We start from the raw sequence: 12,180 nt of genomic DNA, 5'->3' as shown, positions 1-12,180 counted from the left end.
GTCAGTTTGAAAGGCCTCGCCAAAATACTTGCCAAGAGGCGTTTAAACGAGTCTCAAAGCGATTTAAACCTGCGAATAGTAGTTCAACCATAAGTCCGTCTAGTAAGCATAGAAAAGCTTCTAGAGCGTCTTCTACTTCAATGTTATGCAGCTCACTTTGCTCGTTTGCCTGTTTAAATATAGGGAATAAAAGTTTTCCGACGTTTTCAATGTGTGCATTCGCTTTTTCGATAATTTGTACGCGGAATGCATCAGGCGGAAAATAAGAAGTTCGTAACCAAAACATTGATTCTTCACTTTCACCAAATCGTTTTGCGTAGCCCTTTAGTAACTGTAAGAGCAATTCTTCAGTAGACGAATTTGAAAATTTTTCGATATCGTCTGTGAAGCTCTGTAAATCTTTTTGAAGAGCAGATTCTAAACATATAAAATATAGCTCTTCTTTTCCTTTAAAGTGTGCGTAAATCGATGGTTTTTTAATCCCAACTTCTTGAGCAATATTTGCCAATGAAGTTCCTTCATAGCCGTAGCGTGCGAAATGAGAAAGTGCTACAGCTTTAATGCGGTTTGCTGTCATTTTCATCCCCTACCTACCGTTCGTTAGGTTCATTATATGCGAGTAAAAATATAAAGTCAATAGGTGAAGAGCTGAAAAAGAGCGCTACAGGTAACGCTCTTTTTTTAGACAGTATCTCGCTCAATTAAATGGAATGAAAGCTCTTCTGCCTTCCCGGCAATTTGCTCGCTTTGGATTTGTTTATGGAATAAAGAAAAAGCATGTGAGCCCATTGCGAGACCGGGGTGTTCAATTGTGGAAATTTCTAACGCCTTTGAAATTTCATGATTATCAAATCCAAGGATAGCAAGTTCTTCAGGAACGCGAATGCCATGTTTTCGCGCCTCTGTTAATAAACCAGCTGCAACTTGATCGTTCGCTGTAAAAATAGCGGTTGGACGATTTTTCATATTTAAAATGCGATGGAGTATTTGTGCTCCGTCCTGCATTGTATAGCATTGATGAAAAATCCATTCGGGATGTAACGTTTTGCTTTCATTACGAAGTGTATCAGCAAACGCTTTTTCGCGCTCCATAGAATTTGCACTCGTTTTTCTTGCTAAACAGATTCCGATTTTTTCATGGCCTTTACTGAGTAAATAGGCAGTGCCGAGACGGAAGCCTTCATAGTGATCTACGTAGACGGATGAAATGAGGGGATGCTTTATCTTTTCACATGAAATAATAGGGGCAAATTTTGCGAAAGGTTCAATTTGTTCCCAAGAACTCGTTCGAGAGCAAATAATCATTCCATCGAATTGTTTCATTTTCATCATTTCAAGAACACGAATCTCTTCGAGGCTATCGTAATTTGTTTGACATAAATTAATGTGATATCCAGCTGCTAACGCTTCGTTTCCGATTCCTTCAATAATGGTACTGAAGTATGGAAGATTAATGAAAGGGAGCATAACCCCGATTGTATATGTTTTTCCCTTTATTAAATGAATAGCATTTATATTTTTTGCATAGTTCAATTCTTCAACAGCATCTAGAACACGCTTACGCTTTTCTTCTTTTACGTAAGGGTGATTATTAAGAACGCGGGAAACAGTTGATATGGATACACCAGCAGTTTTTGCAATTTGTTTTATATTGGCCATATGTATCACCTCTTCCACTTATTATAAAGGGAAAATAATAAGAATGAAAAAATCTTGACCTGAAAAGCTTTTCACAAACTATGGTATGAATAAGGCTTCTTTTTATTCGCGTAACCTTTTTATTTGGGCGTGAGAATGATAGAGGTCTTTTTTGCGTCTATAAAAGAAGTTTTGTCAAAATGTGTGAGAATAACGTGGAAAGTTTTCAAAGGTGGAGTTTCGTAGCGAAGCGAATATGAAGAGCATATAAACGCTTCGTTCGTTAAGAGAGCGGTATGAAAGGGCGGAAACAAATTGAAAAAAAGAATCATTTGTTTCGTGTTTTCTAGTTTCGTGCTTAGTTCGTGTTCGTTTCAGCAAACGATGCAAGAAGAAAAGAACTTTGTGGGAACAACAGGAGGAACTATAGATCGTGTTACGGATCCAATTCCGCTGAAGGAACTTCCAAAATATTTTCCAGTGAAATTTAAAGTTCCGGCGTTTTTACCGTATGACATTACGAGTGATGTAAAGGGAGAAGTCAGAAGACTTGGAAAAAAGAACGCTGTCTTAATGATTAAATATAAACAGCGGGAGCCGGGGAGAAATGAGTATATTGAGTTAAATGTTGCCAACTTTCCTTATAGTTTTCCAGATCTCGTGGAAGAGAAGCGATTTCAAGAACAAATGAAATTGAATAATGGAGCATTCGCTTATTTTAAAAATAAGGATGACTCCGGGAAAGGAGATGAATTTGCTACGCTTATATGGAAAGAGGGAGGACTTGAATATCAGCTCTTGTATCGTAATGCACAAGAGAATGATCAAGATGTGATTAAGAAAAATTTATTATACATTGCAAATAATATGAAATGAAAAAACTAGCTGAATCATTCAGCTAGTTTTTATATGTTATTATTTCTTTTTAATTTTTCCAGTCCACGTTTTGAATCCACCTTGTAATTGGTAGAAATCTTTGTAGCCTTGTTTCTTTAAGTATTGAGCCGCACGACCAGTACGGAATCCGCTTTGGCAGTATAAGTAAACTGGTTGATCTTTACGAAGTTCTTTATGACGAAGGCGAATTTGTGATAACGGAATGTTACGTGCGCCTAAAATATGCCCTGCAGTATATTCGTCTGCTTCGCGAATATCGATAAGCTGTGCTTTACGGTAGCCAGCGCGAAACTCTTCTTCTGAAAGTGTTTTAATTAATTTTTTCTGATAGAAATACATCCATACAGTGTAACCGATGAACGCTACGATTACGGCTAATAAAATAATCCAAGTTGTTGACACGATTCTATCGCTCCCTTTTTTCTTATCCTACTTTCAATATTATAATGCCCGTATGTATTTATGCAACAGATTCATTTGTATATAAGAAGAAATTTCGTATTCTTTCACAAATTTTGTCGAATTTGATAGACTAGAGAATGTGAAAAATAATTGGTTATATGAGGTGCAGGATGGGAAAAGAAAAATGGTGTTATATTAACTCTGGTCAATGTTCACCGGCATTTAATATGGCGTTAGATGAATGTTTATTAAATTGGCAAAGTGAAAAGAAAATGCCACCAACTATTCGTTTTTACGAATGGGAAGTACCAACATTAACAGTCGGATATTTCCAGCGTGTTGAAAAAGATATTAATATGGATGTAGTTAACGAAAAGAAATATGGATTCGTTCGTCGTCAAACAGGCGGCAGGGGTGTACTACATGATAAAGAATTAACGTACAGTGTTATTGTGTCTGAAGATCATCCGAATATGCCAAAAACAGTTACAGAAGCGTATCGTGTTATTTCGCAAGGTTTATTAGATGGTTTTAAAGCATTAGGATTAGAAGCGTATTATGCAGTTCCAAAAACAGAAGCAGATCGTGAAAATTTGAAAAATCCACGCTCAGGCGTATGTTTTGATGCGCCGTCTTGGTATGAAATTGTAGTAGAAGGAAGAAAAATCGCAGGTAGTGCGCAAACACGTCAAAAAGGTGTTATTTTACAGCACGGATCGATTCCATTAGAAATAGATTTAGATGAGTTATATGATCTGTTTTTATTCCCGAATGAACGTGTGAAAGAACGTATGAAGAGTATGTTCTCTTCTAAAGCGGTAGCAATTAATGAATTAACAGACCGTACGTTTACAATCGAGCAGTTAATTAGAGCGTTTGAGGTTGGGTTTGAAAAAGGATTAGATGTAGAGCTTGTTCCGTATGAATTAACAGAAGAACAATTACATGAAGTGCAAACATTAGCAAAAGAAAAGTATGAAAGTAAAGAATGGAATTATAAAAAATAAGAGGTGGCAATTGCCGCCTCTTATTTTTTTATAGTAAATTAAGTACTTTTTCTACTTTGATTCCTTTATCTTGTAAAGAACGAAGGCGATTGACAACGTCCATAATTTCTTTGTCAAATGTAACGCTAATACCTTGGCTTTGTAGTTCTTCTTTTAAGCTTTCAATAGAATCATCTATGTCGATGCCAAGCTCGTAATCTTGACAAACTTCAATTGTCTTTTTCACGAGTTTCACATAATTTTCTTGTAGTTTTGTATTTGTTTCAGTCAAAGCAGGTTGCTTCGGTTTTGCAGGCGCGACCGGTGCTGTCTCTTGCTTTGTAACTGGAGTTGGTACTGCTTTTTTCACAGGTGCTGGAGTAGATAATTCCACAGCTGCTTCTACACTTACTGGCTTCGGTGTTGGTACCGGAGTAGGTTTAGGTACTGCAGGTGTTTCTACTCGCGTAACAGGTTTTGGAGCCGGTGTAACTGCTTTTTGGGCTTCTATAACTACTTCTTTTTTTGGAGTAGCTTCTACAACAGTTTCTTCTTGCTCAGCAGCTTCTTTATTTTCTTTACTCCACATAACGCGTTCAATTTCTAGAGAAACATTGTTTTTATTCATCGCTGTTAATGTAACTTTACCAACTTCAGCGTTCCCAGTGAAATCAACAATTTTATAAATAACACTCTTGTTCCAATCCACGTTTCCGCTCAAAAATAATTCTTCGTTACATTTTGGCGTTAAGCCCTCGATTTTAATTTCTGCGTTTACACCGTTTTCACTATATACCATAATTAGCGAAGCATTTACATCTTCGTCTGCTAACATTAGTTCACGTACCATTTTGCCGGTGCGTACTTGCGTTTTCTTCTTAACTGACATTTAATTTCTCCTCTCAAAAATTCAGTAATAATAAAAAAATCGTATAACGAAAAATAATTGCTCACGAAGATTTATGATACCGATAATAAAAGCATCACGTCAACAATTAACTTTAATTATTTTGCATTTTTCTTATTTTCTTTATGAAATTTTTCAATTTGTAAAATTAGACAGAAGAAAAACAGCCTTTTGAAAGGCTGTTAAAAATTTGATTTTTTGTATAGTAATTTATATAAAACAAAAAATAAGAGAGCGATTAAGGCGTTTTGCCAAAAAGTTAGATGATAAATGAGATAAGGTTGTTTTCTAAAATAAATATTTACGAATATAGCTGAGCAAAATGGAGTAGCAAAAGCGAGCCCGAATAGAATTCGTCTTTTCTAATTTATTTTTTGATCAAAGGAGTAATGCTTTAATAAATATAAAATGAATAGTATACCTAGTATAATTATTGAAACCGACAAAGTAGTTCCAAGGATACTAAAAGGTGGACTTATTATTTCGGTGTTCTTTTCAAAAAAGAAAATGAAAAGAGAAGCAATGGTGTCCATTCCAAACTGTATAGCGAGAAGTAAGCTAATAACAAAGCCGATTAAAGAAGTTTTTTCTAACATTGTTTGAACCGGCAAAGCCGATATGAGTTCATCACAATAAGATTGTAAGTCATCACCAAAAATGTCATAAGCATTTTTATTTTCTGTTTGTGCTTCGATGAGATGGTCTAATATTTCTAGTAATAGTTCTTCTACTTGTTGTTCTGGCACGTTAGATAAACGAAGATAAACTAACATATCGCTATAAACAACTTCATTTTCAGGTGTTAGAAGTTCGCGTTTTTTGTTGTTCAATTTAATCATGTCTTGCGCATTCATCCTCATCACTCTCCCTGTAATAAATTGTTCACCGTTGTTGAAACCATTCCCCAGCTTTGTTTAAATTCTTCAAGCTGTTCTAATCCTTTCTCGGTTACGTGATAATATTTACGTTTTGGACCAAGTGAGGAGGCTTTTAATGTTCCTTCAATCAATTTTTCTTTTTGCATACGTAACAATAACGGATATATGCTTCCTTCGCTTACGAATGTAAATCCTTGTTTATTTAATTTTGTACTCAGTTCATATCCGTACACTTCTTCTTGTGAAATGATGTATAGGATGCAACCTTCGAGCACACCTTTTAACATTTGGCTGTGCATGATTTCACCACCTTTTACTCAGGTAACTTGCGTTGCAAGGTAGCTGATATCCAAATTATAACATTCAGTAACTTGCAACGCAAGTTACTGAAGTGGAAAACTTTAATGCGTGTTAAATTTTCAGTGTTTCCCATACTAACGAGAGGAGGGAAGTATATGAAACCATTTATGCCAAAACTCGTTTACTTTGAACCGAAGGCACTCGAATATCCGCTTGGAAAAGAGCTGTATGAGAAGTTTACGAAGATGGGATTAGAAATTCGTGAAACGACATCCCATAATCAAATTAGAAATTTGCCAGGTGAAAATGACTTGCAAAAGTATCGTAATGCAAAGGCAACACTTGTCGTTGGGGTGAGGAAAACATTAAAGTTTGATACGTCAAAACCGTCAGCTGAATATGCAATCCCGCTCGCAACGGGGTGTATGGGACATTGTCATTATTGCTATTTGCAAACGACACTTGGGAGTAAGCCTTACGTTCGCGTGTATGTCAATCTTGATGAAATATTTGAGAAGGCAAAGCAGTATATGGATGAAAGAGCACCTGAAATAACACGATTTGAAGCGGCTTGTACATCAGATATTGTTGGAATTGATCATTTAACACATGCATTAAAGCGGGCGATTGAATTCATTGGAGAAAGTGAGCATGGGCGTTTACGTTTCGTTACGAAATATTCGCACGTTGATCATTTATTAGATGCAAAACATAATGGGAAAACTCGTTTTCGATTTAGTATTAATTCACGGTATGTAATCAAAAATTTTGAGCCGGGGACATCACCTTTTGAAGAACGAATTGAAGCAGCTCGTAAAGTAGCAGGTGCGGGTTATCCACTTGGGTTTATAGTTGCGCCACTTTATATGCATGAAGGATGGGAAGAAGGATACCGTGAACTATTTGAGCGACTGTACAATGCGCTAAAAGATTTGACGATACCGAATTTAACATTTGAATTAATTCAACATCGCTTTACAAAACCAGCAAAAAAGGTCATTCAAGAGCGTTATCCGAATACGAAACTTGAAATGGATGAAGAAAAGCGTAAATATAAATGGGGACGATACGGCATCGGGAAATACGTATATAAAAAAGATGATGCGGAAGTATTGGAAGAAACGATTAGAGGATATATTCATCACTTTTTTCCTAACGCAGAAATTCAATATTTTACATGAAAAGAACTTGTATTGGAATGCAAGTTCTTTTTTCTTTTAAATATTTAGGCTTGTTTTCAACTTGTCACGTTATTCTTTCTGGTGTATCATTTTATTGATTGCTTCGTACGGAATGAGCAAAATGAAATTGGATGGAGGAAACCGATGCCTACCCCTAGTATGGAAGATTATATTGAACAAATTTATTTGTTGATTGATGAAAAGGGTTATGCCCGCGTATCTGATATTGCTGAAGCGCTGAGTGTACATCCATCCTCTGTAACAAAAATGGTGCAAAAATTAGACAAAGATGAATATCTAATTTATGAAAAATATAGAGGGCTTGTATTAACATCAAAAGGTAAAAAAATCGGAGAGCGTCTCGTATACCGTCATGACTTGCTAGAGCAATTTATGCGTATTATCGGTTTGGATGAAAGTAAAATTTACAATGATGTAGAAGGAATTGAACATCATTTAAGTTGGGAAGCAATTGACCGTATTGGTGATCTAGTGCAATATTTTGAACAAGATGAGATTCGAGTGGAAACACTTCGTGGCGTTCAAAAAGCAAATGAAGAGAAAAGTAATTAAGGGGGAACGTATGTCGTTTCCTTTTTTATTTCAACCGAAAAGGATGGGGAAATTATGAAAGCAATTATTTTTGATTTTGATGGATTAATTGTGGACACAGAAACAATATGGTTTCACTCTTTCAGAGACGCCGTTCGTGAGTACGGTGGGGAGTTACCTTTAGAGGAATTTGCAAAATGTATTGGAACGACAGATGATGTACTATATGCATATTTAAATGAGCAATTAAAAGAGAAGTTTAACAAGGATGCATTAAAAGAAAAAGTGAAAACTTTACATAAAGAGAAAATGAAAATACCAGAAGCTCGTGACGGGGTAAAAGAATATTTAGAGGAAGCGAAAGAAATGGGATTGAAAATCGCATTAGCTTCCAGTTCATCTAGAGAATGGGTTACTTCTTTTTTGGAAGAGCTACAAATTCGAGATTATTTTGAAGTCATTAAAACAAGGGAAGATGTTGAGAAGGTAAAACCGGATCCAGCACTTTATCGAATTGCGATAGAAGATTTAGGGATTGATCCGTCTGAAGCTGTTGTATTTGAAGACTCGTTAAACGGATTAAAAGCAGCGATTGCAGCAGGATTAAAGTGCGTTGTTGTACCTAATGATGTGACACGGAATTTACCATTTGAAAATCATCACCTTCGAATTGAAAGTATGAAAGATAAAAGTTTGAAAGAAGTACTGCAAAATATAAAAAAAGACCGTATTTCCTAAAAGGAAGCACGGTCTTTCTTTTTGTTTTTTTTACCTTCAATAACAGTTAAATGAGATTGTTTTCTTTTTCGCTTCAAAGTGGAAGGAGCGCCTTTTTTCCCTTTGTCATTAGAAGCGTTTGATTTAAATAAAGAATTGCTTAGGGGTGCTACATTTTGTTTCCCATGTTTGCGGTTCGATTGTTTCGCTGCACGCTTATAAGAGCTTTGCGAATTTGCAGAACCACTAGAATTTGTAAACATCTTGTATAGCAAATAAAAGATACCGACAACAAGTAACATGTACCCGATATTTCTTAATACACCCATTGGATTTGTAATGACAGATGAGACAAGGCCGAATATTGCTAATCCGATAATAAGCATAACTATAGCGAATGTAAACGAACGACCGTTCATAAGGGACACCTCCTAAAAACATATATTAAAATTAGTATATTAACGATGAGGAAAGGAGTTGAACACCAATTTTAAATAATTATTGTTTGTTTTCTAAACGTAATAATTCTTCAAACGATGCAATGGCTACTTCCACTTGATCATCTGTTGGTTCTTTCGTTGTTAATAGTTGCAGCCATAGTCCGGGATATCCAAGTATGCGTAATACTGGAATATCGCGTAATCGATTTGTAAATTGTAACACTTCAAAAGAAATGCCGAGTACGACTGGAATTAATAAAATTCGGTTTACGACTCTGGCCCAAAGTGGATCTGTAGGGACAAGGAAATAAACAAACATTCCAATAATGACTGTAAATATAATAAAGCTACTGCCACAGCGATAATGAAGGCGAGTTTGTTTTTGAACATTTTCTACAGTCATTAGAAGATTATTCTCATAGGCATTAATTACTTTATGCTCCGCACCATGGTACTGAAATACCCGCTTAATAAGTGGGGTTAAAGAAATAAAGTATATATAGCTCAATAATAGCATGAGCTTAATGACACTTTCGACAATGATTTGCCCTGTATGAGAAGGGAAAATCGGTCTCGTTAATTCAGCTAGTAGTGCAGGAACTGCTGTGAAAATGACTTTACCGAATATGAAAGATAAAACGCCAACTGCTGCAACTCCTAATACCATCGTTAATTTCGATTGTTCTTCTTTGTTATTTGCAATTTGTTCGTCTTCTTCTGGGTGGACATCAAATCGTTCTGAAGCAAAGTTTAAATGTTTTGCTCCATTCGCACTTGCATCCACAATAGCGGCAATCCCTCGTAAAAATGGAATTTTTTTCAGGATAGATAATGCTCTATTACGAACGCGTGGTAATCGATAAAATTCAATCGATTTGTCTTTACGACGAACGGCTGTAACAGTATATTCTCTACCGCCAAACATAACTCCTTCTATGACTGCTTGCCCGCCATATATTTGTTTTGACTCTTCTGCCATGTTAACACCAACCTGTATTTGTTTCTCTCTTATGTAGAAAAAGAGGCAATTGTCATACTGGGTTCTGTCATTTTGAAATAAGACAATCACCGAGTTTCCTTTATTTTATCGACAAATACAAGTATATGACAAGGAAAAATGTTAAGAGAGTCGGACATTTCTTATTCTTTTTATAGACAAATTTCGCAGTATTTAAACATGGTTCAAAATAGTTTCGGGCATACTATTGAGCGGAGGTGTCGATGTGAGTCAAGAACAATTAGGAACAAGGAATTTTGTACAAATTGGTTTATTTGGTGGAATCTTTTGGGGGGGGATATGGTATTTCCTTCATATATTTTCATTTACGGAAGCAGGACCGAACTATTTACTTTTACCATTTGCCTTTGGAAGCTGGAAAGAAGGGGTATGGGGCAATGTGTCAGGAATTGTTTGTATGGGACTACTTTCGATTTTAATTGCCTTTTTGTATAAAGCGTTTTTGGCAAAGTTTGAAGGAATTATTCCAGGGATGATTTATGGGCTATTTTGGTGGGCGTTACTATTTTTCGGAATGGGATTAATAGCGCCTGCCATTAAAAGTGCACTCCATTTACCGAAAGAAACAATTGTGACGACGATATGTATTTTTATATTGTATGGTGTGTTTATAGCATACTCTGTTTCCTACGCAGTAAATACTAATAAAGCTGAGCGAGAAGGGGAAGAGAAGACAAACTATTCAAATAAGTGACTCCTATGTTAAAATGTTGTATAGATATTTAATATTAAGGAGTTTTAAACATATGAAAAAGGTACTCCTCGTAAACGGTCCTAACCTAAATCGCCTCGGTGTCAGGGAGGTAAATGTATATGGAAAGGGCACGCTAGCGACACTTGAAGCAGATATGAAGCAAGAAGCAGAAACAATGGGAGTGGAGTTAGAATGTTTCCAATCGAATCATGAAGGTGCGATTATCGATCGTATTCATGAGGCGGAAGATATATATGAAGGGATCATTTTAAATCCTGGAGCATTTACGCATTATAGCTATGCGATTCGAGATGCAATTGCGAGCATTTCGATTCCTGTTATTGAAGTACATATTTCTAACATTCACCAGCGTGAGTCGTTCCGTCACGAATCTGTGACGGCAGCTGTTTGTGCGGGACAAATTGTTGGATTTGGTTTTTATGGCTATAAGTTAGCGTTATTTGCATTAATGGAGAAATTGAGGGAGGCATAAAGTAATGGAGAAAATCGAAAGAGTAAGAAGTGCATTTGATGAGGCTGGTATTGACGGTATTTTGTTAACAAATGAACATAGTCGTAGATATATGGCTAACTTCACAGGAACAGCTGGTGTTGTACTGATTTCGAAAAATCGTGCTCAATTTATTACAGATTTCCGTTATGTAGAGCAGGCTAGTAAACAAGCGGTTGGATACGAGATTGTGCAGCATGCAGGATTAATCATTGATGAAGTTGCAAAGCAAGTGAAGGAACTGGGAATTCAAAAGCTTGGCTTTGAGCAAGATACTCTTACATATAGTTCTTATTTAGCGCATAAAGAAGTAATCGATGCTGAATTTATCCCAACTTCTGGGCTTGTAGAAAAGTTACGCTTGATAAAGACTGATTCAGAGATTAAGATATTAAAGGAAGCTGCACAGATTGCAGATGCTGCCTTTGAACATATTCTATCATTCATTCGCCCGGGAGTATCTGAAATTGAAGTGTCAAATGAACTTGAATTTTTCATGAGAAAACAAGGAGCAACATCTTCTTCGTTTGATATTATCGTTGCTTCAGGTCTTCGTTCGGCATTACCGCACGGCGTGGCATCTGAAAAAGTGATAGAAACAGGAGATTTCGTTACATTAGACTTCGGCGCTTATTACAAAGGGTATTGCTCTGATATTACTCGTACGATCGCAGTTGGTGAACCATCTGATAAATTGAAAGAAATTTATAATATCGTTTTAGAAGCACAATTACGTGGTGTGAACGGTATTAAAGCTGGTTTAACAGGCCGTGAAGCGGATGCGTTAACGCGCGATTACATAACGGAAAAAGGATACGGTGAATACTTCGGACACTCTACTGGTCATGGAATCGGTCTTGAAATCCATGAAGCACCAGGTTTAGCGTTCCGTTCTGATACAGTACTTGAACCAGGAATGGCTGTAACAGTAGAACCAGGTATTTATATTCCAGGTATTGGCGGCGTACGTATTGAAGATGATATCATTGTAACAAGTGAAGGTAATGAAGTAATTACGAAATCACCAAAAGAACTTATTATTTTGTAATATACAGGAGG

At 36.3% G+C, this 12,180-nt stretch carries 15 protein-coding genes and 1 pseudogene; 8 read left to right on the top strand and 8 right to left on the bottom strand.

From position 1 onward, the window contains the following. Window position 1 precedes the first annotated feature (1 nt). Window positions 2–583, bottom strand: coding sequence for a TetR/AcrR family transcriptional regulator (locus ACLBWW_RS02670; RefSeq protein ID WP_048546415.1), 582 nt, complete (start codon window positions 581–583; stop codon window positions 2–4). A 98-nt stretch (window positions 584–681) separates the two neighbouring features. Further along, window positions 682–1,659 carry a LacI family DNA-binding transcriptional regulator gene (locus ACLBWW_RS02665; protein ID WP_048546413.1) on the bottom strand — a complete coding sequence of 326 codons (978 nt, stop codon included), beginning with the start codon at window positions 1,657–1,659 and terminating at the stop codon, window positions 682–684. 318 nt (window positions 1,660–1,977) lie between these two features. On the opposite strand from ACLBWW_RS02665, the gene ACLBWW_RS02660 reads away from it, so the two are divergent. Beyond that, window positions 1,978–2,514 carry a DNA polymerase III subunit delta gene (locus ACLBWW_RS02660; protein ID WP_447613936.1) on the top strand — a complete coding sequence of 179 codons (537 nt, stop codon included), beginning with the start codon at window positions 1,978–1,980 and terminating at the stop codon, window positions 2,512–2,514. Between the two features lie 39 nt (window positions 2,515–2,553). On the opposite strand, the gene ACLBWW_RS02655 is transcribed toward ACLBWW_RS02660, so the two are convergent. Then, window positions 2,554–2,937 (bottom strand): rhodanese-like domain-containing protein, encoded by a 384-nt coding sequence (locus ACLBWW_RS02655; protein ID WP_048531103.1) that lies wholly within the window; start codon window positions 2,935–2,937, stop codon window positions 2,554–2,556. Window positions 2,938–3,107: 170 nt separating this feature from the next. On the opposite strand from ACLBWW_RS02655, the gene ACLBWW_RS02650 reads away from it, so the two are divergent. After that, complete coding sequence (locus ACLBWW_RS02650; protein ID WP_048546411.1) at window positions 3,108–3,944, top strand: lipoate--protein ligase family protein; 837 nt, start codon at window positions 3,108–3,110, stop codon at window positions 3,942–3,944. Between the two features lie 28 nt (window positions 3,945–3,972). Here the strand turns inward: ACLBWW_RS02650 and ACLBWW_RS02645 are convergent, their stop codons facing one another. The 3 genes and pseudogenes from ACLBWW_RS02645 to ACLBWW_RS02635 all read right to left on the bottom strand — a co-directional run bounded on the left by ACLBWW_RS02645 (window position 3,973) and on the right by ACLBWW_RS02635 (window position 6,007). Next, window positions 3,973–4,812 (bottom strand): hypothetical protein, encoded by an 840-nt coding sequence (locus tag ACLBWW_RS02645; protein WP_048546409.1) that lies wholly within the window; start codon window positions 4,810–4,812, stop codon window positions 3,973–3,975. Window positions 4,813–5,012: 200 nt separating this feature from the next. Then, window positions 5,013–5,684 (bottom strand): annotated as a pseudogene (locus tag ACLBWW_RS02640) (hypothetical protein). 5 nt (window positions 5,685–5,689) lie between these two features. Beyond that, the gene (locus tag ACLBWW_RS02635; RefSeq protein WP_048546407.1) at window positions 5,690–6,007 is read right to left on the bottom strand and encodes a PadR family transcriptional regulator; all 318 of its coding nucleotides are present in this window, start codon (window positions 6,005–6,007) and stop codon (window positions 5,690–5,692) included. Window positions 6,008–6,163: 156 nt separating this feature from the next. Between ACLBWW_RS02635 and splB the strand changes: the two genes are divergently transcribed. The 3 genes from splB to ACLBWW_RS02620 all read left to right on the top strand — a co-directional run bounded on the left by splB (window position 6,164) and on the right by ACLBWW_RS02620 (window position 8,479). Next, window positions 6,164–7,189: a spore photoproduct lyase gene (gene splB / locus ACLBWW_RS02630; protein ID WP_048546404.1), complete on the top strand. Its 1,026-nt coding sequence runs from the start codon at window positions 6,164–6,166 to the stop codon at window positions 7,187–7,189. A 144-nt stretch (window positions 7,190–7,333) separates the two neighbouring features. After that, a complete protein-coding gene (mntR, locus tag ACLBWW_RS02625) occupies window positions 7,334–7,762 on the top strand; it encodes a transcriptional regulator MntR (RefSeq protein ID WP_001143070.1) in 429 nt (142 codons plus the stop codon). Between the two features lie 54 nt (window positions 7,763–7,816). Beyond that, window positions 7,817–8,479: an HAD family hydrolase gene (locus ACLBWW_RS02620; protein WP_048546402.1), complete on the top strand. Its 663-nt coding sequence runs from the start codon at window positions 7,817–7,819 to the stop codon at window positions 8,477–8,479. Here ACLBWW_RS02620 and ACLBWW_RS02615 read toward each other — a convergent pair. Both ACLBWW_RS02615 and ACLBWW_RS02610 read right to left on the bottom strand, forming a co-directional pair. Next, on the bottom strand, window positions 8,476–8,877 hold the full coding sequence (locus ACLBWW_RS02615; protein WP_048546401.1) for an SA1362 family protein: 402 nt from the start codon (window positions 8,875–8,877) through the stop codon (window positions 8,476–8,478). The two genes, ACLBWW_RS02620 and ACLBWW_RS02615, sit on opposite strands and share 4 nt — an antisense overlap. A gap of 79 nt (window positions 8,878–8,956) precedes the next feature. After that, entirely contained in the window at window positions 8,957–9,877 is a 921-nt protein-coding gene (locus tag ACLBWW_RS02610; protein ID WP_048546400.1) for a DUF1385 domain-containing protein, read from the bottom strand. A 244-nt stretch (window positions 9,878–10,121) separates the two neighbouring features. Here ACLBWW_RS02610 and ACLBWW_RS02605 point away from each other — a divergent pair, with 244 nt between their 5' ends. From ACLBWW_RS02605 to pepQ, 3 genes are read left to right on the top strand one after another with little or no spacing between them, the layout of a single operon-like run. Beyond that, window positions 10,122–10,610: a YqhR family membrane protein gene (locus ACLBWW_RS02605; protein WP_000076890.1), complete on the top strand. Its 489-nt coding sequence runs from the start codon at window positions 10,122–10,124 to the stop codon at window positions 10,608–10,610. Window positions 10,611–10,662: 52 nt separating this feature from the next. Beyond that, on the top strand, window positions 10,663–11,103 hold the full coding sequence (gene aroQ / locus ACLBWW_RS02600) for a type II 3-dehydroquinate dehydratase (RefSeq protein WP_000757087.1): 441 nt from the start codon (window positions 10,663–10,665) through the stop codon (window positions 11,101–11,103). A gap of 4 nt (window positions 11,104–11,107) precedes the next feature. Beyond that, entirely contained in the window at window positions 11,108–12,169 is a 1,062-nt protein-coding gene (pepQ, locus tag ACLBWW_RS02595) for a Xaa-Pro dipeptidase (protein ID WP_048546398.1), read from the top strand. Window positions 12,170–12,180: the final 11 nt, after the last annotated feature.

The sequence above is a fragment of the Bacillus sp. M5A3_1b genome, from assembly GCF_053345335.1.
This window is presented reverse-complemented; position numbering and strand designations above follow the sequence as displayed.

Coding starts and splice junctions, on each gene's coding strand:
- ACLBWW_RS02670 (WP_048546415.1), bottom strand. CDS start 583: ATGAAAATGACAGCAAACCGCATTAAAGCTGTAGCACTTTCTCATTTC.
- ACLBWW_RS02665 (WP_048546413.1), bottom strand. CDS start 1,659: ATGGCCAATATAAAACAAATTGCAAAAACTGCTGGTGTATCCATATCA.
- ACLBWW_RS02650 (WP_048546411.1), top strand. CDS start 3,108: ATGGGAAAAGAAAAATGGTGTTATATTAACTCTGGTCAATGTTCACCG.
- ACLBWW_RS02645 (WP_048546409.1), bottom strand. CDS start 4,812: ATGTCAGTTAAGAAGAAAACGCAAGTACGCACCGGCAAAATGGTACGT.
- ACLBWW_RS02635 (WP_048546407.1), bottom strand. CDS start 6,007: ATGCACAGCCAAATGTTAAAAGGTGTGCTCGAAGGTTGCATCCTATAC.
- splB (WP_048546404.1), top strand. CDS start 6,164: ATGAAACCATTTATGCCAAAACTCGTTTACTTTGAACCGAAGGCACTC.
- mntR (WP_001143070.1), top strand. CDS start 7,334: ATGCCTACCCCTAGTATGGAAGATTATATTGAACAAATTTATTTGTTG.
- ACLBWW_RS02620 (WP_048546402.1), top strand. CDS start 7,817: ATGAAAGCAATTATTTTTGATTTTGATGGATTAATTGTGGACACAGAA.
- ACLBWW_RS02615 (WP_048546401.1), bottom strand. CDS start 8,877: ATGAACGGTCGTTCGTTTACATTCGCTATAGTTATGCTTATTATCGGA.
- ACLBWW_RS02610 (WP_048546400.1), bottom strand. CDS start 9,877: ATGGCAGAAGAGTCAAAACAAATATATGGCGGGCAAGCAGTCATAGAA.
- aroQ (WP_000757087.1), top strand. CDS start 10,663: ATGAAAAAGGTACTCCTCGTAAACGGTCCTAACCTAAATCGCCTCGGT.
- pepQ (WP_048546398.1), top strand. CDS start 11,108: ATGGAGAAAATCGAAAGAGTAAGAAGTGCATTTGATGAGGCTGGTATT.